Origin of the sequence: Ancylobacter novellus DSM 506, from assembly GCF_000092925.1 — a bacterium.
Taxonomy (GTDB): domain Bacteria; phylum Pseudomonadota; class Alphaproteobacteria; order Rhizobiales; family Xanthobacteraceae; genus Ancylobacter; species Ancylobacter novellus.
In genome coordinates this window covers 4,628,932-4,650,839 of record NC_014217.1, presented here as the reverse complement: position 1 = coordinate 4,650,839, position 21,908 = coordinate 4,628,932, and the positions used below count along the sequence as shown (strand labels likewise).

Genomic DNA, 21,908 nt, shown 5'->3' with positions numbered 1-21,908 from the left:
AACTCTATGGCTTCGCCTTGGCCACCTGCGGGCCGCCATCCTTCAGCGATACCGCCGGGGCATTCAGGTCGAAGCCGGGAGTGTCCTTGCCGGCCGGCAGTGGCGTCTCGAGCGGTGCATGGCGCAGGCGCATATCCAGCGTGGTGGCAAGCGGGACGCCCATCCGGCTCACCGTCGCATAGGCGAGGCCCGGCGCGTCGTCGCAGCCGGTGTTGCGGGCGGTCATGAGGAAGTCGGCGGCGTCCCAGTCGTCGACCATGTCGAAATCCGGCCCGAGATAGGTCGAGGCCTGCACGTCCTCGGCGCAGACCGCCACCTTGTAGCGGCGACCGGGCGGATGGCCCTCCTGTTCCAGGCTGTGGCGCAGGGCCAGCGCCGCCTCGCGCAGGCTGGTCGACCAATAGTCGCCCTCGAACCGGCCCCACGCACCGGCGGTGCCGCCGACGAGCTGGTTATAGGCGACATATTCGTAAGGATGCAGGCGCAGGAAGGTGGTGGCATTAAAGGTGACAATTGCCAGCGCCGCGGTGGCGAAGCCGAGGCCGAGCACGTGGGAGCGCCGCCACAGGTGGCGCCACGCCGCCTGCAGGCCGAGCGCGGCCAGCACCGTCACCGGCGGCAGCACGAAGAGGAAATGGCGGATGCCGTTATAGAGCGGCGGATCGTCGGTGAGCGTGAAGACGATCGGCACGAACACCGCCAGCAGCAGCGGCAGATAGCCGATCAGCCGGCGCGGATGAAGCTGCGTCGCCTGCGTAGTGCGGTGGGCGAGCACGAGCCGCACGCCCGAGACACCCGCCATCGCCAGCGCAGCGAAGAGGCCGAGCAGCGTGATCTCCGGCAGCTTGATCAGCAGATATTCCGACATGTAGGTCGGCGGCACCTGGCCGATCGGCACCAGCTTGCCGTTGAACAGCGTGCTGAGGTCGAAGGTGAAGTTGTTGAACGCCCCCATCGCCGCGAACAGGTTGGTCGGGGGCAGCATCGACCACGGCCAGGCGAGCGCGGTGATGGCGAAGGAGACCGCCGCGGCGGCGATAAGGCGTGGCAGCACCCGCAGCGGCAGGCGGATGTCGCGGAACACCAGCGTCGCCGCCGCGATGGTCAGCACCAGGTAGAACACCCCGAACACGCCGCCGACCCGCAGGCCGAGGGCGCAGCCGATGGAGACGCCGAGCCCGAGGGCGGCGCGCCAGCTCGGCGCCACTGGGAGCTGCACCACGCAGGCGGTGATGAAATAGAGGCTCCACGCCATGGCGGCGGCGAAGGGCACGTCCTTGGTGTGGGTGAACATCGCCCCGCCATACATGCCGGTGAAGGCCAGCATGAGCACGGCGAGGATGCCGGCCTTCTCGCCGCTGAGCAGCTTGGCGAGGCGCCACACGCCGATCAGCCCGACGAATCCGAAACCGGCGGAGAGCAGGTGCCGCCACTCATAGAGCGGCAGCGGCACATAGGGCTCCAGCCCCGCCGCGATCAGGTCGAACAGCCCGCCATAGAGATAGAGGTTGATGTAGTGGAAGGCCCGGTCGTCGGTGAAGCCGCTGGCGTACCAGGCGAGCAGCAATTGCCCGTAGGTGTGCTGCACCGGCTCGTCATTGCTGATGCCGTAGTCGCGGAAGCTCAGCACGATCCACGCGGCGATGACGGCGAACAGGCCGATGCTGGCGACGCGCCCGAGCACCGCGGAGCGCCAGGCGCGCCCGACGAGGAGGGCGGGCCATTCGGCCGCCGCGGGAGAAGCCGATATGCGTGAGATCACGAGGCGAAACCGTCGGGCACGAGCGAGGGGACATGCCGGTCGCCGGCATGAGCGGAAAGAGATTGGGCGGAGGGAGGAAGAGCCGTCGGAGGCGCGAAGCCGACCTCGTCGGCGACGAGGTAGAGCGGGCGGTGCTTCACCTCGGTGAAGATGCGCCCGACATATTCGCCGATGACGCCGAGGCTGATGAGTTGCACGCCGGAGACGAACAGCATGCTCACCATGATCGTCGGGAAGCCCGGCGTGCGCACGCCAAGCACCAGCACCTCGCCGAGGATGTAGATCCCGTAGAGGCCGGACAGGCCGGCGAGGATGACGCCGGCCAGCGACCAGACGCGCAGCGGCACCATGGAGAAGGAGGACAGCCCGTCTATGGCGTAGCGCAGCAGGCGCAGCGTCGAGAAGGAGCTGACGCCGCCGGCGCGCTCGGCCACCTCGAACTCGATCTCCTCCTGACGGAAGCCGACCCAGCTGGTGATGCCCTTCATGAAGCGGTTGCGCTCCGGCAGGGCGTTGATGGCGTCGACCACACGGCGGTCGAACAGGCGGAAGTCGCCCGCCCCTTCCGGGATGTCGACCTCACAGAGCGCGCGGAAGAAATGATAGAAGCCGCGGGTGAAAAGGCGCCGGCCGAGCGGATCGGTGGTGCGCGAGCGGCGCACGGCGATGACCATCTGCGCGCCGTCCTGCCAGCGCTCGATCATCTGCGGAATGACCTCCGGCGGATGCTGCAGGTCGGAATCCATCAGCACGACGATGTCGCCCACCGCGGCGCGCAGGCCGGCGGCCATCGCCGATTCCTTGCCGAAGTTGCGGGCGAAGCGCAGCGCCTTGACGGCGGGATCGCGGCGACCCAATTCCACCAGCATATCGAAGCTGCCGTCGCGGCTGCCGTCGTCGACGAAGATGAACTCGCGCTGCACGTCGGGATGGTGATCCAGCACGGCGCTCAGCCGGGCGTGCAGCGCCTCGAGGCAGCTCGCCTCGTTATAGACGGGGACGACGACCGATATCAGGTGAAGTGACCTTGGGGAAGAATTCGTCATGCTGTCGACGCCAGTTTTACTTCCACACCTGCCGGAGCGGCAGGCACCTTCCTAATTCTTAGGATGATTTCTGCTTCTCAGGAGCGCATGATGACGTATGGTCTGATTGTGATAATTGTTGGGCTCGCCAATACCCGTGTATGAGTACCGCAAATCCATAGTAATTTGCGCCGACGATTACGGCTTGAGCACGGGCGTTTGCGACGCCATCGAGACCCTGATCGAGAAGGGCAGGCTTTCCGCCACAGGCGCGATGACCGGGATGCCCGCCTGGCGCCGCCGCGCCGAGGGGCTGCGCGCACTGGCGCGCGCCCATCCGGCGGATATCGGCCTGCATTTCACCCTGACCGGGCAGCGTCCGCTCTCCCCCGCCAGGGGGCTGGCGCGCGACGGAAGGCTGCCTGAAATCGGCGCATTGGCGCTGCGCGCGCTTGCCGGCGTCCTGCCGCGTCCGGCGATACGGGATGAACTGCGCGCGCAGCTCGACGCCTTCGAGGAAGAATGGGACGCGCCGCCGGATTTCCTCGACGGCCACCAGCACGCGCACGCGCTGCCGGGCATACGCGACATCGTCATCGCGGAATTGAGCGCGCGCTATGCCGGCCGGCTGCCCTGGCTGCGCAACTGCTCGGAGCCGGCGGCCCGGGCACGCCGGCGTGGCATCGGTTTCAGGAAGGCAATTATCGTGGGCACGCTCGGCGCCGGCACGGCGCAGGCCGCGGCGAAGGCGGGCATTGTCAGCAATGACAGCTTTCGCGGGCTCTACGGCTTCATGCCCGAGCCGCCCTATCGCGAGGTCTTCCGCGCGGCGCTGGCCGGACCGGGGGAGCGCATCCTCGTCCACTGCCATCCGGGCGTGGTCGACGAGGAATTGCGCGCGCTCGATCCGCTGCTGGAGCCGCGCGAATGGGAACTCGCCTATCTCGGCTCGGACGCGTGCGGGGAGGATATGGCGGCAGCCGGCGTACAACCGGCGCGCTTCGCCGAGACGGGCGAGAGGTCAGTTGTGCGGGGCTGAGCCGGGCGCGGCCGGCGGGTCGACCATGATGAGGCGACCTTCCTCGGCCTTGTAATAGTACTGGCTGGCGACGAGCCACCCCTTCAGCGGCCGCAGCGGCGGGATGCAGGTGATGAGCAGCACCGGCAGCGTCGTGATCAGGTGGACCCAGTAGGGCACCTGGAACGCGACCTCCAGCCAAAGGCCGAAGATCACCGCCGGAACGCAGACGAAGCAGATGACGAAGAAGGCCGGGCCGTCCGCCGGGTCGGCAAAGGAATAGTCGAGCCCGCAGACCTCGCAGCGCGGCGCCAATGTCAGGAAGCCGTTGAACAGATGTCCCTGGCCGCAGCGCGGGCAGCGCCCGCGTATGCCGCACTCGAAGGGCGAGAGCTTGGGATAGTCCTGGGCGGCGGTCTCGGTCGGGGCGCGGGCAAGCATGGCGGCGTCTCCTGAATGCGATCAATATATGGAATTGAAAGCATACAATGTCAATACAATGAAGTATTGAATGCATATTGACTGTATATTGATGGGGGTGGCCAGACCCGGAGAAAGCGGGTTCTTCGCCTCTCCCACAATGCACCGTCATCCTGAGGTGCGAGCCCACGGGTCTTGCCTACGGCAAGCCCGAGGACAGGCTGCGCGAGCCTCGAAGGATGGTCGCTACAGCGCATCCTGATGAGCATCCTTCGAGGCCCGGCTGACGCCGGGCACCTAAGGATGACGGTCATCGGGATTGAAAGTCTGTCGCGAAGGCACTCCCGTTGCGCTGGCGACTGCGTGCCTGGAACCCCGCCCAAACGTGCATGTAATTCTGTAGTCGGCGGACGCCTGAAGCGTCGTCATGGCCGGGCTTGGCCCGGCCATCCACGCCTTCGGTACATCTCGGCGCATCCGGCAAGTCGTGGATCCCCGGGTCAAGCCCGGGGATGACGGCCCGACCGCGGTAGCGTCATTCCCAAGTTGGCCACGCGCGAGCCCCATTCGGATCGCTTCCCAGCGGACACCTCTTAAGAAAATCGCACACGATCTAATCGCTATCGATCGTTCGCATGGCAGCCATGCGCAATTGTGTATCGTCACCGATTAGATCGTGTGAGATACATATTTCCACACCGAGCCGGCAGTCACCGCCGGCGCCAAGATCCAACGCCTTCGGACCCGATAGCGGGGCGAGGGTCGAAACAAGGAGAGACCGCAATGACCAAGACCAGCACCGCCGCCATCCTGTCGGCCTTCATCTCTCTCGCCACTCTCTCGGGCGCCCATGCCGCCGAGGTGCGCGATCCGGCGGAAGTCGCCGGCTACAAGGCCGCCATCGCCAGCGCGTCCGCCTTCAGGGCGCCCGCCGTCGTCGAAGGCCGCAATGCCACCGTGAGCGCGCGGAGCGGCATCGCCGCCAACGCCGAGCGCGCTATCGAAAACGCCGAGCGTCAGGTCCGCCGCTGACCCGACCGCCGGCGCGGCGCATCGCCCACCGGCTTCCTGAAATCGTCCAGCCCGCAAGGGGCTGATCCCAACGAAGGATTTGCCATCATGACCAAGTTCGCTACCGCCGCCATCCTGTCGGCCATCGTCTCTCTCGCTGCCTTCTCCGGCGCCCATGCCGCCGAGGTGCGCGATCCGGCGGAAGTCGCCGGCTACAAAGCCGCGATCGCCAGCGCGTCCGCCTTCAGGGCGCCCGCCCTCGTCGAAGGCCGCAACGCCGCGGTGAGCGTGCAGAACGGCATCGCCGCCAATGCCGAGCGCGCCATCGAGAACGCCGAGCGTCAGGACCGCCACCGCTGACGCGAGGCCGGGCGGACCCGGCTCCCTCCCCCACCGTGTCCGTCCGTCGCGGCCCGCTCTCTTCCCGGAGAGCGGGCCGTCGCGGTAATGGGAGGGGGCGTTAACCAATTGAGGGCATCGTTCCGCAACGCCGCCATTGGCGATTCGCGCACACGAGTCTTCAGTTTGAGATGAGTAACGTCATTCCGTTCCCCGCCCGCGTCGCGGCGCCCGAGCCCGAGCTCGACATCGACCTGTTCACCGCCGTCGACGTCGCCATACGCGACCTGCGCGACCTGGCCCTGCGCCTGCGTGGCGACGAGACCGGCCATGAGCAGGCCCGCGAATGCCTGGAAATGCTCAGCCGTGCGCTGGAGAGCGCCCGCGCCACCGGGTGAGCCGGGCCGTCAGCCCAGCACGCTGTGGATGACGAAAAGCGACGCCTTCACGAAGGCCCAGACGACGCCGGACACCACGCCGAGCGAGGTGAGCGCGATCGCCATGCCGACGAGGATCCAGATCCCGTCGCGCTCGAGAATGCCCAGCGCCATGATGCAGATGGCCAGCGCCGGCAGCATGTTGCCGAGCGGGATGGGCAGCACCAGCACCACCGACAGGACGAAGCACACCAGCCCGACGATATATTCCGCCGGCGGATGCGCCAGCGCGCCGAGGCGCGGCTGAAGCAGGCGCTCGGCCTTGGCGAGCCAGGGCGTGGCCTTGCCGACGAAGGCGGCGAAATCCTTCCGGGCGATGGAACGCCGCGCGATGATCGGCGGCAGCCAGGGCGATCGGCCGAGCGCGAGCTGCGCCGCCAGGAACACCAGCGGCGCACCGAGCACGGAAGAGGTGCCCGGCGGCGTCGGCAGCACGTTGGGCAGCGCGAAGATCAGCATCAGCGGCCCGAAGGCGCGCTCCTGCATGGCCCTGAGGAAATCGCCCACCGCGATGCGATCGCGCTTCGGATCATTGGCGATCCGGGTCAGCACGTCGGACAGCCGCGACGCGTCGTGCAGCCCGCCAGCCGGATCGGCGTTCTCGTCGGTCGGCGAATTGGACAGCACGGCGGACGCTACTCCTCCCGGGGGGATCACAAGGCGGCCCGTTGCGGAAGGGCCTTCCGCGTCAGATAGGCGCTGAATGTGACAAAGGCCAGAAGGAAGCGGGGGAATACGTCGCCGCGGCGTCAGGTCCAGCTGAACAGGAAGGCGCCCACCGCGATCAGGAGGATCACCACCGCGGCGATCGAGTGCTTCATCGTCCAGTCATGCATCGTCACGGAAATATCCCCCATATGGTTCGCGCCAAGCTGTGGCCCGTGCCGCGCGCGCCGTCAACATGATGTCAGTTGATGCCGCGGCCCGAAGCCTCTAGGAAGGCGCCCCTTCGGGCGCCCTTCGCGGGACCCTCGACTGCGCGGGAGTTCGGCATGGCGTTCTGCGGCCTCGATTTCGGCACCTCCAACACCACGCTGGGGATCTGGCGCGATGGCGCCCCGGCATTGGCGGCGCTGGAGGACGGCAAGGACACGGTGCCGAGCGCCGTCTTCTACGACCGCCGGGGCGTGCTCACCATCGGCCGTGCCGCCATGGCGCGTTATGTCGGCGGCGAGGACGGGCGGCTGATGCGCAGCCTCAAGGCCGTGCTCGGCAGCGCGCTGATCGACGAGAAGACGCAGATCGGCCGCCGCGCCATCGGCTTCCGCGACGTGATCGCCGACTATATCGGCGCGGTGAAGCAGCGCGCCGAGGCCGATATCGGTGCCGAGCTCGACGAGGTGGTGCTCGGCCGGCCGGTATTCTTCGTCGACGACGACGCGGCGGCCAATGCCAAGGCCGAGGACGCGCTGCGCGCCATTGCCACCTCGCTCGGCTTCCGCGACGTCTCGACCCAGTACGAGCCCATCGCCGCCGCGCTCGACTACGAGCAGCGGGTGACGGGCGAGGAGATGGCGCTGATCGCCGATATCGGCGGCGGCACCTCCGACTTCTCCATCGTCCGGCTCGGCCCGGCGCGCCGGGCGAAGGCGGACCGCGCCGGCGACATCCTCGCCAATGACGGCGTGCGCATCGGCGGCACCGATGTCGACCGGCATCTCAGCCTCGGCACGCTGATGCCGCTCATCGGCTATCGCAGCCCGATGAAGCGTCCCGGCCGCGACGTGCCGAGCGGCTATTTCCACGAGCTGGCGACCTGGTCGAGCATCAACCGGCTCTACACCGCCAAGACCGTGCGCGAGCTCAACGAGGTGCGGCGCGAAGCGGCGAAGCCGGAACTGGTCGAGCGGCTGATAAGGGTGATCGAGGAACAGCGCGGCCACACGCTGGCGATGGAGGCCGAAGGGGCGAAGATCGCGCTGGCCGAGACCGCCCGCGCCGAGGTCGACCTGGGCTGGCTGGAGGCCGGCCTGTCGGTCGGCATCACGCCGGAGGAACTGGTGGCGCACACGAGGGCGCTGGCCGAGCGCATCGCCGCGCGCGTCGGCATCTGCCTTGATCAGGCCGGGCTGAAGGCCGACGACATCGACGCGCTGTTCCTCACCGGCGGCTCGACCCGGCTCGTCCACGTACGCGCGGCGATCCGCGCGGCGGTGCCGCAGGCGCGGGTGGTCGAGGGCGACACGTTCGGCTCGGTCGGCACCGGCCTCGCCATCGAGGCGGCGCGGCGCTATGGCGCGCTCACCCGTGCCGCAGGTGGAAGGATTTCGGCCGCGTGAGCATCTCGAAGCCGATGCGCGACAGCGAGGCGCCGCGTCCGGTCTCCTTCACCCCCGTCCAGGCAAGGCCCGGATCGAGATAGTCGCAGCGGTTCATGAAGACGGTGCCGGTCTCGACCTCGCCGCCGATCCGCTCGGCCGCCTCGAGGTCGGCGGTCCAGATCGAGGCGGTGAGGCCATAGACGCTGTCATTCATCAGCTTCAGCGCCTCGTCGTCGTCCTTCACCTTCATGATGCCGACGACCGGGCCGAAGCTCTCCTCCCGCATCACCGACATGGAATGGTCGACGCCGGTCAGCACCTGCGGGGCGAGATAGGGCGTGCCCTCGCGGTTGGCCGGGAAGGCGGCGGGGTCGAGATGGGCCTTCGCGCCCTTGGCCACCGCCTCCGCCGTCTGCCGGCGGATCAGCTCGGCGAAACGGCCTTGAGCCATCGGGCCGAGGGTGGTGGCATCGTCGAGCGGGTTGCCGAGCACGTATTTGCCGGTCAGCGCCACGAAGCTGTCGACGAAGCGGTCGTACAGGCTCTCCTGCACATAGATGCGCTCGATGCCGCAGCAGCACTGGCCTGAATTGTAGAAGGCGCCGTCGACGAGGTTCTCGACGGTGAAGTCGAAATCGGCGTCGGCCCGCACATAGGCCGGGTCCTTGCCGCCGAGCTCCAGCCCGAGCGGGGTGAAGGTGCCGGCCGCCGCGCGCTCGATAGCTCTGCCGCCCTCCACCGAGCCGGTGAAGTTGACGAAGTCGACCGCGTCCGAGCCGATCAGCTTTGACGTCTGATCATGGGTGAGCACGAGATTGGCGAACAGGCCCTTCGGCAGGCCGGCCCGGTCCATCGCCATCTGGAAGCGCTCGCCGACGAGGATGGTCTGGGCGGCATGCTTGAGCAGCACGGCGTTTCCGGCGATCAGCGCGGGGGCGATGGTGTTGACCGCTGTGAGGTAGGGGTAGTTCCACGGCGCCACCACCAGCACGATGCCGAGCGGGTCACGGCGGATATAGCGGGTGAAGCCGGGGCGCTCGTCATGCGGCACGACGGGCGCGAGCGCATCCTCGGCCATGTCGACGACATAGCGCACGCGCTCCTCGAAACCGCGGAACTCGCCGCCATAGCGCACCGGCCGGCCCATCTGCTGGGCGAGCTCGGGCACGATCTCCTGGTTCATCGCCAGCATGGCGTCGAGGAAGCGCAGCACGTAGGCGGACCGTTCCGCGATCGGCACCTTCAGCCATTCGCGCTGCGCCGCGCGGGCGGCCTCCAGCGCCTGCGCCAGCGCTGCCTCGGTGGCCGCCGGGCGACGGACAAGCTCGGAACCGTCGATCGGGGAAATGCAGACAATGTCGCTCATGGTTCACCGCGCACGGTGCCTCGACGGGCACCCGGAATAGTGGAAGGATATAGCCTGGAGGTGACGGATAGGTCTATCAGGAGGCTCGCCCCCTCCGGCGCATGATATTTGCGGTAGCAACGAATCTCGCTTAGGTTACATCGAAAATCGGACTAAATGGTCTTATCCCATCTAGTGGCGTCCTGCCTATCGAACCCGCGTTTCCCGAGCCGCCATCAGCGTGCCGTCGCGAACACTCCCCCAGCGTGGGCTGGCGTGGTCCATCATGAAGCCGAGTAAGACGACGATGCCGCAGCTGGAAGACGAGGTGGACGCTCCGGCCTCGGCCAGCGACCATGTCGAGATGTTCGAGCTGGCGCCGATCTCGCTCTGGCTGGAGGACTTCAGCGGCGTCAAGCAGCTGTTCGACCATTGGCGGGCGCAGGGCGTCTCCTCTCTGCGCGACCATCTGCGCGGCCGGCCCGAGCGGGTGGCGGAATGTTCGCAGCGCATCAAGGTGCTGAAGGTCAACCAGCGCACGCTGAGCCTGTTCGAGGCCGACAGCCTCGACCACCTCGTCGACAATCTCGACAAGGTGTTCCGCGGCGATATGCTGAAGACCCATATCGAGGAGCTGGCGCAGCTCTGGGACGGCTACACCAGCTTCGCCAGCCAGGCCGTCAACTACACGCTGAGCGGCCAGCGCCTCGACATCCAGCTCAAGGGCCTCGTCCTGCCCGGCCATGAGGAGACGCTCGAGCGCGTGCTGCTCTCCGCCGAGGACGTCACCGAGCGCGAGACGGCCCGCCGGCAGGCCGCCCGCGCCGAGGAATATGCGCAGGGCCTGTTCCAGCATTCGCCGGTGTCGCTGTGGGTCGAGGACTTCTCCACCATCAAGCAGCTGATGGACGATGTGCGCCTGCGCGGCATCTCCGATTTCCGCGTCTTCACCGACGTGCACCCGGAATTCGTCCAGCGCTGCATCAGCGAGATCCGCATCATCGACGTCAACCAGCACACGCTGGAAATGTTCGGCGCCGACAGCAAGACGCAGCTTATCGCCGACACGGCGAGCGTATTCCGCGAGGACATGCAGCGCCATTTCCGCGAGCAACTGATCGATCTGTGGAACGGCAAGCTGTTCCACGCGCGCGAGGTGGTGAACTACACGCTCGGCGGCGACGAGCTGCACGTGCACCTGCAATTCTCGGTGCTGCCGGGCCACGAGCACGACTGGTCGCTGGTGCAGGTGGCGCTCACCGACATTACCGCACGCAAGAAGGCCGAGGCCTATCTCGAATATCTCGGCAAGCACGACGTGCTGACCAAGCTCTACAATCGCTCCTTCTATGTCGACGAATTGAACCGGCTGGAGCGGCGCGGTCCGTTCCCGGTCACCGTCATCATGATCGACCTGAACGATTTGAAGCAGGTCAACGACCAGCTCGGCCACGCCGCCGGTGACACGCTGCTGCGCCGCGCGGGCGAAGTGCTGGGCAAGGCCATCGACAAGCCCAACTGCGCCGCCCGCATCGGCGGCGACGAGTTCGCCGTGCTGCTGCCGGGCGTCGACGAGGATGGCGGGCTGGCGGTGATGGAGAACATCACCCAGCTCGTGGTGCTCAACAACCAGTTCTATTCCGCCTCGACGCTGAGCCTTTCGATCGGCATGGCGACCAGCACGCCGGGCGAGCGGCTCGAAGTGGTGGTCAAGCGGGCCGACGCGCTGATGTACGAGGCCAAGCGCAACAGCGATATCGCGCGCTGAACCCGCAGGCTCTCACGCCCCCGCCCGCACCGTCAGATGCTCCAGCTCGGCCATGTGCACGAAGCACAGCTTGTTGCCTTCCGGGTCGCGGCCATAGGCGCCGTAATAGTCCGGCGCGTAGTTCGGCCGCAGGCCCGGCTCGCCTTCGTCGACGCCGCCATTGTCGACGAGGGCCTGCCAAGCGGCATCCACCGCCGCCGGCGATGGCGCGGCGAAACTCACCTGCGTGCCGTTGCCCCAGGTGGCGGGCAGGCCGTTGAACGGCAGCTGCACGAAGAATTGCGGCCAGTGCTGGCCGGGCAGGGTCCACATCGCGCCGGCCGGGCCGCCATCGTCCTCGACATCGACCCGCACGAGGCCGAGCGGGGCCAGCACGGCGTCGTAGAAGGCGGTCATCCGCGCAAGATCCCGCGCGCCGAGATTGATGTGGCTGAACATTGATCCTCCTCATGGCCGGCCGAGCCCGAGCTACACATGTTCTTTCCATAGCGCGTCAGCACGCAAGCAAGGGTCGACAGCGGACCGAATGCGCAGTAAACCGGGCGCCCGGAACTACATGGACTTCCAGTTTGTTCGGAAGTTTCCACTTATATGGATTGTAAATGAGCAATCTCCATCACGAGCGCGTCCTGTCCGTGCACCACTGGACGGACAACCTGTTCACCTTCACCACCACGCGCGACCCCGCGCTGCGCTTCAAGAACGGGCAGTTCGTGATGATCGGCCTCCCGGTCGACGGCAAGCCGCTGCTGCGCGCCTATTCCATCGCCAGCGCCAATTACGAGGAGACGATGGAGTTCTTCTCCATCAAGGTGCCGAACGGCCCGCTCACCTCGCGGCTACAGCATCTGAAGGTGGGCGACGAGATCATCGTCGGGCGCAAGCCGACCGGCACGCTGCTGGTGGACTATCTGGTGCCCGGCCGCCGGCTCTACCTGCTGGCCACCGGCACGGGGCTCGCGCCCTTCCTCAGCCTGATCAAGGACCCGGAGACCTACGAGAACTACGAGAAGGTCATCCTCGTCCACGGCGTGCGCACCGTCGCCGAGCTCGCCTATCGCGAGCTGATCGAGGAGGAGCTGCCGCAGAACGAGTATTTCGGCGAGTTGGTGCTGGAGAAGCTGGTCTACTACCCCACCGTGACGCGCGAGCCCTTCCACAATCAGGGCCGCATCACCGACCTGATCACGTCGGGCAAGCTGTTCCAGGACCTCGACCTGCCGCCGCTCAGCAAGGAGGACGACCGCATCATGCTGTGCGGCAGCCCGCAGCTGCTCGACGACATGCGCGTGATCCTGAAGGACAAGGGCTTCGAGGAAGGCTCGACCACCGAGCCGGGCGACTTCGTGATCGAGAAGGCCTTCGTCGAGAAGTGAGGCAGCCGCGCCTCAGCGCAGGCGCCGGTCCGGATCCCAGCGTTCCTCGTCCGCCCGCGCCGCCTCTTCCGGCGACAATACGCGGTATTCGGCGTCGATGATGGTCGGCCCCGCTTCGGTGCCGGCGCGCTTGCGCCCGCCGAACAGGCGATAGGCGAGGCCGGCGATCACCACGATGGGGAAGACAACGAGGAACACGCTCGCCGCCACCACCGCCAATGCGGTGCCGATGGCCAGCGCAACGGCCACGACGAGCGCCACCTGCCACCAACTCACCCGGCGGACGGTGAAACGCATGCGATCGAAGGGATCGGTCGAGCTCATTGCCTTGGTCTTTCCTCCTCAGCGGCAGCGCCGCGAAAGTTGGATATGGGGAGGCGGGAGCGTCATGCCAGCGGCGGGCGTGGAAAATAGCGGCCTGCCCGCGTAAGGTGAACACCATGATGCTACGCGACGCCGTCGACGCCGACCTGCCCGGCATCCTCGCCATCTACAATTACGCGGTGCTGAACTCGACGGCGATCTGGAACGACACCCCGACCGATCTTTCCGGCCGGCTCGGCTGGCTGCGCGACCGGCAGGCCAAGTCCTATCCGGTCATCGTCGCCGAGGAGGCCGGCGAGGTGCTCGGCTATGCCAGCTTCGGCGATTTCCGCCCCTTCGAGGGCTTCCGCATCAGCGTCGAGCATTCGGTCTATGTGGCCGAGCATGCGCAGGGTCGCGGGCTGGGGCGCCGGCTCGTCGAGGCTCTGTTCGAGCCGGCGCGTGCGATCGGCAAGAAGGTGATGATCGGCGGCATCACCGCCGGCAACGAGGCCTCGCTGGCGCTGCATACGAAGCTCGGCTTCGTGCAGAGCGCCTACATGCCCGGCATCGGCATAAAGTTCGGGAACCGGCTCGATCTGGTGCTGATGCAGAAGGAACTGTGAGGCCACAAAAAAGGGCGCCGCGAGGGCGCCCTTTTCCGTCGTGGATCGATGTCGATCAATACCGATAGTGGTCCGGCTTGAACGGGCCCTCGACCGGCACGCCGATATAATCGGCCTGCTCGGGACGCAGCTTGGTCAGCTTCACGCCGAGCTTTTCCAGGTGCAGCGCGGCGACCTTCTCGTCGAGGAACTTCGGCAGGGTGTAGACCTTCTTCTCGTATTTGCCGGGGTTCGCCCAGAGCTCGATCTGGGCGAGCGTCTGGTTGGAGAAGGAGGACGACATCACGAAGGACGGGTGGCCCATGGCGTTGCCGAGGTTCACCAGACGGCCTTCCGACAGCAGGATGATGCGGTTGCCGGACGGGAACTCGATCTCGTCCACCTGCGGCTTGATGTTGTTCCACTTGAAATTCTTCAGGCCGGCGACCTGAATCTCGTTGTCGAAGTGGCCGATGTTGCAGACGATCGCCCGGTCCTTCATCTGCCGCATATGGTCGACGGTGATGATGTCGCGGTTGCCGGTGGCGGTGACATAGATGTCGGCGCGGGAGAAGGCGTCCTCGATGGTCGCCACCTCATAGCCTTCCATCGACGCCTGCAGGGCGCAGATCGGATCGACCTCGGAGACGATGACGCGCGCGCCGGCCTGGCGCAGCGAGGCGGCCGAACCCTTGCCGACATCGCCGAAGCCGGCGACGAAGGCGACCTTGCCGGCCAGCATCACGTCGGTGCCGCGGCGAATGGCGTCGACCAGCGATTCACGGCAGCCATAGAGGTTGTCGAACTTTGACTTGGTGACGCTGTCGTTCACGTTGATCGCCGGGAACAGCAGCTTGCCCTGCTCGGCGAGCTTGTAGAGCCGGTGCACGCCCGTGGTGGTCTCTTCCGAGACGCCCTTGATCGACTTGGCGACCTCGGCGAACCAGCCCTTCGGCTTCTCGGCCAGCAGCTTCTTGATCAGGGCGAAGAAGATCACCTCTTCCTCGGACTCCGCCTTGTCGAGGAACGCCGTGTCGCCGTTCTCGGCGCGCAGGCCGTGATGCACGAGCATGGTGGCGTCGCCGCCGTCGTCGAGGATCATGTTCGGGACACCGCCGCCGTGCCAGTCGAACAGCTTGGCGGTGAAGTCCCAGTATTCGGTCAGCGTCTCGCCCTTGAAGGCGAAGACCGGCGTGCCGGCGGCGGCGATGGCGGCGGCGGCATGGTCCTGGGTCGAGAAGATGTTGCACGACACCCAGCGCACATCGGCGCCGAGCGCCTTCAGCGTCTCGATCAGCACCGCGGTCTGGATGGTCATGTGCAGCGAGCCGGCGATGCGCGCGCCCTTCAGCGGCTGCGACGGGCCGTATTCGGCGCGGATGGCCATCAGGCCCGGCATCTCGGTCTCGGCGAGGTCGATCTCCTTGCGGCCGAAATCGGCGAGGCCGATGTCCCTGACGATGTAGTCGCTGGCGATGGCCATGTGCGGCGTCCCTTCTGCCTTGGCGCGCAGCTCGCGCGGATGAGCTTGCCGGGTGATAGCAGCCCGGCCAGGGAAACACAATAACGATATAAAGATGTCTTTATGTGACAGTCGCAGCCTATGGCGCGAGGTTTATTCGCCCTCGCCGAAGCGGTCGGCGACGAGCGCGTCGAGCGCCTCGAGCGCCGCCTGCGCGTCCGGCCCGCTGGCCTCGACCAGGATGCTGGTGCCGGGCGCGGCGGCGAGCATCATCAGCCCCATGATGGAGGTGCCGCCCACGGTCTCGCCGGCGCGGGTGACGCGCACCTCGGCATTGAAGCGCTCGACCGTCTGAACGAACTTGGCAGAGGCGCGCGCATGCAGGCCACGCTTGTTGAGGATGGCGAGTTCGCGCCGGACCGCGGTCATCGTCACGGTCATTTCCCCGCCAGCACGCGGCTGGCGATATTGATGTATTTGCGCCCCGCCTCCTGCGCCTGCGCCACCGCCTCGGGCATCGGCACCTCGGCGCGCACGGTGGCGAGCTTGACCAGCATGGGCAGATTGATGCCGGCGACCACCTCGATATCGGGCGAGGTCATGACCGAGATGGCGAGGTTGGAGGGCGTGCCGCCGAACATGTCGGTGAGGATGACGACGCCCTCGCCGCTGTTCACCGCAGCGACCGCCTCGACGATGTCGAGGCGCCGCCGCTCGATGTCGTCATCCGGACCGATGGTGATCGTCTCGATCTGGGATTGCGGTCCCATCACGTGTTCGAGCGCGGCACGGAACTCGCTGGCAAGGCGTCCGTGCGTTACAAGTACGAGGCCTATCATCCTGCTCCGCCGCGCGCCCATCCGGCGCGACTTGCACATTCTTTTGCGGGGGCGCCCAAGATCGCCGATCCGCCCGCCCCCTTCGCGGGGCGCACATCATCGTTGCACCGCACACGAATGGCAAGTGCCGCTGGGGAAAAACCGTCGACACCTTGCCGTGGGCACCCTGCGCTTGCCACGCACATCCTTGCTCAGCTCAGGGCCGGCCCGGTGAGCAGCAGCGCCAGCACCTGCTGCAGCGGATCACCCCCGGTAAACACCGGCAGGCGTTCGATCTCCACTCCCTCGATCTGCGTGCGCAGCGCCTCCGGTGGCGGCAGCCGGGCGGCGTCCGGCGCCCCGAGATCGACGACAAGGTCGACCGCCGCCTCGGCAAGAGGCGGTAGCCGCCTGAGGCCGGCGCCCCTTATCTCGATAAGGCCGGCGAGATTGTGCGGCGCGGCGGCGAAAAGCCGCGTCCCGCGCCGCGTCAGCACGACGCGGTCATCGGCAACCAACTCTGCCGGCGGCACGAGGCCGGAACGGCCGGCGAGGATCAGCGCGAAGGCGAGATGGGACTTTCCGGCGCCCGACGGTCCGCGGATCAGCACGCCCTGCGCGCCCACCCGCACGCAGGAGGCGTGAATGGTGGCGGCCGGTGGCAGCTCGTCTGCCATCTCAGCTTGCCGGCAGGCGGACGATGAAGCGCGCGCCGGCGGGCTTCTCCGCGGGAGTGGACGCGCCGGCAGATTTGCTCTTCGCCTTCGACCGGACCTTCTTGGCCTCGGTCGGCCGGTTCTCCGCCCAGATCCGCCCGCCATGCGCCTCGACGATCTGACGCGAAATCGACAGGCCGAGACCGGAGTTCTGGCCGAAGCCCTGCTCCTCCGGCCGGTCGGTGTAGAAGCGCTCGAAGATACGGGTCAGCGCGTGCGGAGGGATGCCCGGCCCGTCATCGTCGACGATGATCTCCACCGCGTCGCGGTGGCGCCGGCAGGTCACGCGCACCTCGCCGCCCTTGGGGGTGAAGGAGCGGGCATTGTCGATCAGATTGTTGATCACCTGGCCGAGCCGGGAATCGTGGCCCGGCACGATGAACTCGTCGCTCGCGCCCGGCGCATGCTCGAAGGCGACCGACACATGCACGCCGTCGCCGCGCACCACGTCATTATGGACACCGGTGACAGTGTTGAGCAGGCGCACGAGGTCGACCGGCTCCGATTCCTGGCGCTGCAATTCGGCGTCGAGCCGCGAGGCGTCGGAGATGTCAGTGATGAGCCGGTCGAGCCGCTTCACGTCGTGCTGGATCACTTCCATGAGCCGCCCGCGCGAGGAATCGGTCTTGGCCAGCGGCAGCGTCTCCACTGCCGAGCGCAGTGAGGTCAGCGGGTTCTTCAATTCGTGCGAGACGTCGGCGGCGAAGCTCTCGATCGCCTCGATGCGCGTATAGAGCGCGTCGGTCATGTCGCGCAGCGCGCCGGAAAGGTGCCCGATCTCGTCCGAGCGGCTGGTGAAATCGGGGATCTCGACGCGCGAGCGGGTACGCCGGCGCACCCGCTCGGCCGCGTCGGCGAGCTTGCGCACCGGGCCGGCGATGGTGCTGGCGAGCAGCAGCGACAGCACCACCATCACCACCATGGCGACGATGAAGACGCGCACGATGACGAGGCGCTCGGCCGCCACCGCCTCGTCGATCTCGCCGCCCTGCGTCGAGAGCAGCAGTGCGCCGAGCACGGCGCGGAATCGCTGCACCGGCACCGCTACCGAGACGATGACCTGTCCGCGGTCATTGACCTGCACGGCGCTCGACTTCTGGCCCAGGAGCGCGGCGGTGACCTCGGGATAGCCCTTGCCGTTGTTCGGTCCGAGCTCCTTGTAGAGCGGTAGGTCGCCGCGCTCGAACCACATCTTCATGGCGTTCCAGCCGCGCTCCATCCAGCTCGGCTTGGGCGCGTTGGGAGCGGGCATGTCGAAGCGCAGGATTTCGCCGCGTGAATAGAGCGAGCGCGAATCCAGCAGCAGCGCACCGTCGCGATCATAGATGCGGGCGCGCGTGCCCGTCGGCTCGACCAGGCGCTTCAGCACCGGGGCGACGCGCTCGGGATTGATCGGGAATTCGAGCGGCGCGAAGCCTTCCTCGCCCGGCCCATAGCTCTCGCCGGCCTGCAGTTCGAGCAAGCGCTCGGGATCGATGGTGATGGCGTTGGTCTCGACCTGCGCCGAGGCGGCGATGGCGCCGGCGATGATCTCGCCCTGCACCAGAAGGCTCTGCACGCGCGCGTCGATCAGCCCGGCGCGGAACTCGGACAAATAGAGAATGCCCGACACCAGCGCGCCCATGCCCACGAGATTGAGCAGCACGATGCGGCGGGTGAGGCTGGAAAAGCTCTTGAAGGCGACGAAGTTGCGCACGCGGCGCAGCGCGCCGAGCACCCCCGCGCGACGCTCCGGACCGGAGGCGTCCGCCGTCTCCTCGGGGCCCGTGTCCAGCCGGTCGTCCTCGGCCGCGACGCGGGTCGATTCGGGGTCGAGCAAAGAGCCGCTACTCCTTGAAGCGGTAACCGACGCCATAGAGCGTCTCGATCATCTCGAAATTGTCGTCGACGACCTTGAACTTCTTGCGAAGCCGCTTGATGTGGCTGTCGATGGTGCGGTCGTCGACATAGACCTGGTCGTCATAGGCCGCATCCATCAGCGCGTTGCGGCTCTTCACCACGCCGGGGCGGGTGGCGAGCGCCTGCAGGATGAGGAACTCCGTCACGGTCAGGGTGACGTTCTCGCCCTTCCAGGTGCAGGTGTGGCGCTCAGGGTCCATGCGGAGCTGGCCGCGCTCCAGCACCTTGGCGCTGTCGGTCTCGCGCGGCAGGGTGCCGTCCTTCGGCGCGACGCGGCGCAGCACCGCTTTCACCCGCTCGACCAGCAGGCGCTGCGAGAACGGCTTCTTGATGAAGTCGTCGGCGCCCATCTTCAGGCCGAAGAGCTCGTCGATCTCATCGTCCTTGGAGGTGAGGAAGATCACCGGCATGTCGCTCTTCTGGCGCAGGCGCCGCAGCAGCTCCATGCCGTCCATGCGCGGCATCTTGATGTCGAAGATGGCGAGATCCGGTGGATTGGTCTTGAAGCCGTCCAGCGCCGTCGCGCCGTCCGTGTAGGTCTGGATCCGGTAGCCTTCGGATTCCAGGGCAATGGACACGGAGGTGAGGATGTTGCGATCGTCGTCGACGAGAGCGATGGTCGGCATCTGCGCACTTTCCTGTTCGGCGGCGGTACACGAGGCGGTGAACCGTGCCGGCGTGGCCATAATGTGACACGCAAATCGATTCAACCGAAAATAGCGCGATTCAAGGCACATAGCCAATCCGGCATTCCCACCGCTTGACGCTGCCGCCGCACAGGCTCACCTCTCAGGCGTGCAGTGCGGAGGTGAATACCGTGTCCTCGATCGCCCAGCCTTCCAACGATTTCGATCCCGTCGCCACCGTGAAGCGTCTCGTACGAGAAACGCAGACCGGCGCGCTCGCCACCCTCGACGAGGATGGCGGCCCCTATGCCTCGCTGGTGCAACTCGCGACGCTTCCCGACGGCGCGCCACTGCTCCTGCTCTCCAGGCTCGCGCGCCACACGCGCAACATCGGGCGAGACACGCGTGTCTCGCTTCTCGTCGACGAGAACCGGGCCGGCGATGAGCTGCAGGGCGCCCGCGCCGGGCTCAAGGGGCGCATCGCGCGCCTCACCGAGGAGGACGACATCGCCACCGCGCGCCGCCGCTTCCTGGCGCGGCATCCCGACGCGGCGGGCTTCGCCGGCTTCTCCGACTTCGCCTTCTACCGCGTCGAACTCGACGGCGCCCATCTCGTCGCCGGCTTCGGCCGCATCGTCGACGTCGATGGGGCGGCGCTGCTGACCGAGACCGTCGGCGCTAGCGAAGTGCTCGAGGCGGAGGAGGACGCCATCGCCCACATGAACGCCGACCACAAGGACGCCGTGCAGCTCTACGCCATGCACCTCCTCGGCACCGGTCCCGGCAACTGGAAGATCGTCGGGCTCGACCCCGAAGGGTGCGAATTGATGAGCGGCACCAGCGTGCGCCGCCTCGGCTTCGGCCGGCGCATCTCCAGCACGCGGGAGATGCGTGAGGTTCTGGTCGAACTCGCTGCGAAAGCGCGCAGCGTCGCCATCTGATCAACGTGCGATGAGACCATTGAAGGTGCGCGGATAGGTAGCGGCGGGCGCGCCGTCACGTTTTCGTCACAGAATGGACCCGGAATCTCAGCCAAATTGCCCGAGTGGGCTCCCAAGGTGACGCTGGTTGTAATGCGTCAGGAGGGAGCCGCCTTGAACCAGACCGGCACACGAAACGAAGACCACGGCGCCGAGGCGATCGGGCTTTCCGGCACCGGCCGGGTGTTCTGGAACCTGTCCGAGCCCGTGCTGTGCGAGCGCGCCGTCGCCCGCGGCGAGGCGAGACTTTCGGTCGACGGAGCGCTGGTCGCCGTCACCGCCCCCCATACCGGCCGCAGCCCGGACGACCGCTACATCGTCCGCGAGGAAGCGACCGAGGAGTCGATCTGGTGGGACAATGCCAACGCCCTGACCCGCGAGAATTTCGAGACGCTGAAGACTGACTTCCTCGCCTATGCGGGCGGGCGTACCCTGTTCGCGCAGGATCTCGATGCCGGCGCCGACCCGGCCCAGCGCATCGGCGTGCGTGTCTTCACCGAGCATGCCTGGCACGCCCTGTTCATCCGCACCATGCTGCGTGCCCCCGAGACGGCGGCGCTGGCTGGCTTCACGCCGCAGCTCACGCTGGTCTGCGCGCCCGGCTTCAAGGCTGATCCGGAACGTCACGGCGTGCGCTCGCCCACCGTCATCGCCTGCGACTTAGCGCAGGGCCTCGTGCTGATCGGCGGCACGCTCTACGCCGGCGAGATGAAGAAGTCGGTGTTCAGCTATCTGAACTACACCCTACCCGAGCGCGGCGTGCTGCCCATGCACTGCTCCGCCAATAGGGGCAAGGACGGCGACGTCGCCGTGTTCTTCGGCCTGTCGGGCACCGGCAAGACCACGCTCTCCGCCGACCCGGCGCGGGCGCTGATCGGCGACGACGAGCATGGCTGGAGCGACAAGGGCGTCTTCAATATCGAGGGCGGCTGCTACGCCAAGACCATCCGCCTCTCCGCCGAGGCCGAACCCGCCATCTATGCCGCCTCGCGGCGCTTCGGCACGGTGCTGGAGAACGTCGTCCTCGACGGCGAGACCCGCATGCCGGACTTCGACGACGGCTCGCTCGCCGAGAATGCCCGCTCGGCCTATCCGCTCGACTTCATTCCCAATGCCCGCACCGACGGGCGCGGCGGCCTGCCGAAGAACGTGGTCATGCTGACCTGCGATGCCTTCGGCGTCATGCCCCCGCTCGCCCGGCTGACGCCGGCGCAGGCGATGTACCATTTCCTTTCCGGCTACACCGCCAAGGTGGCCGGTACCGAGGCCGGGGTGAGCGAGCCCAAGGCGACCTTCTCCACCTGCTTCGGCGCCCCCTTCATGCCGCGCCATCCTTCCGTCTACGGCAAGCTGCTGGGCGAATTGATCGCCAAGCACGGGACCGAATGCTGGCTGGTCAACACCGGCTGGATCGGCGGGCGCGCCGGCATCGGCAACCGCATCCCGATCGAGACCACGCGGCGCCTGCTCGACGCAGCTCTCTCCGGCGAGCTGGCCGAGGTCGAATTCCGCACCGACCCGCATTTCGGCTTCGCCGTGCCGGCGGCGGTCGAGGGCGTCGATGCGCGCCTGCTCGATCCGGCGCGCAACTGGCCGACCCGCATCGACCATGCCATGACCGCCCGCAAACTGGTCGGCATGTTCTCGGCCAATTTCGTCCGCTTCGAAAAGGCGGTCGACGACGAGGTCCGTGCGGCCCAGCCGGGTATGGCCATCGCGGCGGAATAGGGCGACACT

Annotated in this window: 23 protein-coding genes; 10 read left to right on the top strand and 13 right to left on the bottom strand. The window is 67.1% G+C overall.

All coding sequences use genetic code 11. The annotated features are described in order from the left end of the window. Window positions 1–4: 4 nt before the first annotated feature. Complete coding sequence (locus tag SNOV_RS21880; protein ID WP_013169158.1) at window positions 5–1,762, bottom strand: ArnT family glycosyltransferase; 1,758 nt, start codon at window positions 1,760–1,762, stop codon at window positions 5–7. Beyond that, on the bottom strand, window positions 1,759–2,808 hold the full coding sequence (locus SNOV_RS21875) for a glycosyltransferase family 2 protein (RefSeq protein ID WP_013169157.1): 1,050 nt from the start codon (window positions 2,806–2,808) through the stop codon (window positions 1,759–1,761). The genes SNOV_RS21880 and SNOV_RS21875 overlap by 4 nt, the downstream gene beginning before the upstream one ends. Window positions 2,809–2,944: 136 nt before the next feature. Between SNOV_RS21875 and SNOV_RS21870 the strand changes: the two genes are divergently transcribed. Then, a complete protein-coding gene (locus tag SNOV_RS21870; RefSeq protein ID WP_013169156.1) occupies window positions 2,945–3,826 on the top strand; it encodes a ChbG/HpnK family deacetylase in 882 nt (293 codons plus the stop codon). Here the strand turns inward: SNOV_RS21870 and SNOV_RS21865 are convergent. After that, a complete protein-coding gene (locus SNOV_RS21865) occupies window positions 3,809–4,246 on the bottom strand; it encodes a DUF983 domain-containing protein (protein ID WP_013169155.1) in 438 nt (145 codons plus the stop codon). The two genes, SNOV_RS21870 and SNOV_RS21865, sit on opposite strands and share 18 nt — an antisense overlap. Window positions 4,247–5,008: 762 nt before the next feature. On the opposite strand from SNOV_RS21865, the gene SNOV_RS21860 reads away from it, so the two are divergent. The 3 genes from SNOV_RS21860 to SNOV_RS21850 all read left to right on the top strand — a co-directional run bounded on the left by SNOV_RS21860 (window position 5,009) and on the right by SNOV_RS21850 (window position 5,973). Then, window positions 5,009–5,257: a hypothetical protein gene (locus tag SNOV_RS21860; protein ID WP_041782524.1), complete on the top strand. Its 249-nt coding sequence runs from the start codon at window positions 5,009–5,011 to the stop codon at window positions 5,255–5,257. A gap of 87 nt (window positions 5,258–5,344) precedes the next feature. Beyond that, window positions 5,345–5,596 carry a hypothetical protein gene (locus SNOV_RS21855; protein ID WP_013169154.1) on the top strand — a complete coding sequence of 84 codons (252 nt, stop codon included), beginning with the start codon at window positions 5,345–5,347 and terminating at the stop codon, window positions 5,594–5,596. 170 nt (window positions 5,597–5,766) lie between these two features. Then, on the top strand, window positions 5,767–5,973 hold the full coding sequence (locus SNOV_RS21850; protein WP_013169153.1) for a hypothetical protein: 207 nt from the start codon (window positions 5,767–5,769) through the stop codon (window positions 5,971–5,973). A 9-nt stretch (window positions 5,974–5,982) separates the two neighbouring features. Here the strand turns inward: SNOV_RS21850 and SNOV_RS21845 are convergent, their stop codons facing one another. Beyond that, the gene (locus SNOV_RS21845; protein ID WP_013169152.1) at window positions 5,983–6,639 is read right to left on the bottom strand and encodes an exopolysaccharide biosynthesis protein; all 657 of its coding nucleotides are present in this window, start codon (window positions 6,637–6,639) and stop codon (window positions 5,983–5,985) included. 365 nt (window positions 6,640–7,004) lie between these two features. Between SNOV_RS21845 and SNOV_RS21840 the strand changes: the two genes are divergently transcribed. Then, the gene (locus SNOV_RS21840) at window positions 7,005–8,291 is read left to right on the top strand and encodes an Hsp70 family protein (RefSeq protein ID WP_013169151.1); all 1,287 of its coding nucleotides are present in this window, start codon (window positions 7,005–7,007) and stop codon (window positions 8,289–8,291) included. Here SNOV_RS21840 and SNOV_RS21835 read toward each other — a convergent pair. Then, window positions 8,254–9,639: an aldehyde dehydrogenase family protein gene (locus SNOV_RS21835; RefSeq protein ID WP_013169150.1), complete on the bottom strand. Its 1,386-nt coding sequence runs from the start codon at window positions 9,637–9,639 to the stop codon at window positions 8,254–8,256. The two genes, SNOV_RS21840 and SNOV_RS21835, sit on opposite strands and share 38 nt — an antisense overlap. A gap of 265 nt (window positions 9,640–9,904) precedes the next feature. Here SNOV_RS21835 and SNOV_RS21830 point away from each other — a divergent pair, with 265 nt between their 5' ends. Further along, on the top strand, window positions 9,905–11,386 hold the full coding sequence (locus SNOV_RS21830) for a sensor domain-containing diguanylate cyclase (protein ID WP_041782522.1): 1,482 nt from the start codon (window positions 9,905–9,907) through the stop codon (window positions 11,384–11,386). A 12-nt stretch (window positions 11,387–11,398) separates the two neighbouring features. Here the strand turns inward: SNOV_RS21830 and SNOV_RS21825 are convergent, their stop codons facing one another. Then, window positions 11,399–11,824, bottom strand: coding sequence for a VOC family protein (locus SNOV_RS21825; protein ID WP_013169148.1), 426 nt, complete (start codon window positions 11,822–11,824; stop codon window positions 11,399–11,401). A 164-nt stretch (window positions 11,825–11,988) separates the two neighbouring features. Between SNOV_RS21825 and SNOV_RS21820 the strand changes: the two genes are divergently transcribed. After that, window positions 11,989–12,762, top strand: a complete 774-nt coding sequence (locus SNOV_RS21820; RefSeq protein ID WP_013169147.1) for a ferredoxin--NADP reductase — start codon at window positions 11,989–11,991, stop codon at window positions 12,760–12,762. A 12-nt stretch (window positions 12,763–12,774) separates the two neighbouring features. Here SNOV_RS21820 and SNOV_RS21815 read toward each other — a convergent pair whose 3' ends face one another. Then, a complete protein-coding gene (locus tag SNOV_RS21815) occupies window positions 12,775–13,086 on the bottom strand; it encodes a hypothetical protein (protein ID WP_013169146.1) in 312 nt (103 codons plus the stop codon). A gap of 116 nt (window positions 13,087–13,202) precedes the next feature. Between SNOV_RS21815 and SNOV_RS21810 the strand changes: the two genes are divergently transcribed. Next, complete coding sequence (locus tag SNOV_RS21810; protein ID WP_013169145.1) at window positions 13,203–13,691, top strand: GNAT family N-acetyltransferase; 489 nt, start codon at window positions 13,203–13,205, stop codon at window positions 13,689–13,691. Between the two features lie 55 nt (window positions 13,692–13,746). Here the strand turns inward: SNOV_RS21810 and ahcY are convergent, their stop codons facing one another. The 6 genes from ahcY to SNOV_RS21780 all read right to left on the bottom strand — a co-directional run bounded on the left by ahcY (window position 13,747) and on the right by SNOV_RS21780 (window position 19,191). Beyond that, complete coding sequence (gene ahcY, locus SNOV_RS21805; protein ID WP_013169144.1) at window positions 13,747–15,153, bottom strand: adenosylhomocysteinase; 1,407 nt, start codon at window positions 15,151–15,153, stop codon at window positions 13,747–13,749. 132 nt (window positions 15,154–15,285) lie between these two features. Further along, window positions 15,286–15,573, bottom strand: coding sequence for an HPr family phosphocarrier protein (locus SNOV_RS21800; protein WP_013169143.1), 288 nt, complete (start codon window positions 15,571–15,573; stop codon window positions 15,286–15,288). Further along, window positions 15,570–15,971 (bottom strand): PTS sugar transporter subunit IIA, encoded by a 402-nt coding sequence (locus SNOV_RS21795; protein ID WP_013169142.1) that lies wholly within the window; start codon window positions 15,969–15,971, stop codon window positions 15,570–15,572. Before SNOV_RS21795 ends, SNOV_RS21800 begins: the two co-directional genes overlap by 4 nt. Window positions 15,972–16,162: 191 nt before the next feature. Continuing rightward, the gene (locus SNOV_RS21790; RefSeq protein ID WP_013169141.1) at window positions 16,163–16,627 is read right to left on the bottom strand and encodes an HPr kinase/phosphorylase; all 465 of its coding nucleotides are present in this window, start codon (window positions 16,625–16,627) and stop codon (window positions 16,163–16,165) included. A gap of 1 nt (window position 16,628) precedes the next feature. Continuing rightward, the gene (locus tag SNOV_RS21785) at window positions 16,629–18,485 is read right to left on the bottom strand and encodes a sensor histidine kinase (protein WP_013169140.1); all 1,857 of its coding nucleotides are present in this window, start codon (window positions 18,483–18,485) and stop codon (window positions 16,629–16,631) included. A 7-nt stretch (window positions 18,486–18,492) separates the two neighbouring features. Further along, window positions 18,493–19,191, bottom strand: coding sequence for a response regulator transcription factor (locus SNOV_RS21780; RefSeq protein WP_013169139.1), 699 nt, complete (start codon window positions 19,189–19,191; stop codon window positions 18,493–18,495). Window positions 19,192–19,382: 191 nt separating this feature from the next. Between SNOV_RS21780 and SNOV_RS21775 the strand changes: the two genes are divergently transcribed. Together SNOV_RS21775 and SNOV_RS21770 are read left to right on the top strand one after the other, a co-directional pair. Beyond that, window positions 19,383–20,132, top strand: a complete 750-nt coding sequence (locus SNOV_RS21775; protein ID WP_013169138.1) for a HugZ family pyridoxamine 5'-phosphate oxidase — start codon at window positions 19,383–19,385, stop codon at window positions 20,130–20,132. A 153-nt stretch (window positions 20,133–20,285) separates the two neighbouring features. Continuing rightward, window positions 20,286–21,899 carry a phosphoenolpyruvate carboxykinase gene (locus tag SNOV_RS21770; protein ID WP_013169137.1) on the top strand — a complete coding sequence of 538 codons (1,614 nt, stop codon included), beginning with the start codon at window positions 20,286–20,288 and terminating at the stop codon, window positions 21,897–21,899. Window positions 21,900–21,908: the final 9 nt, after the last annotated feature.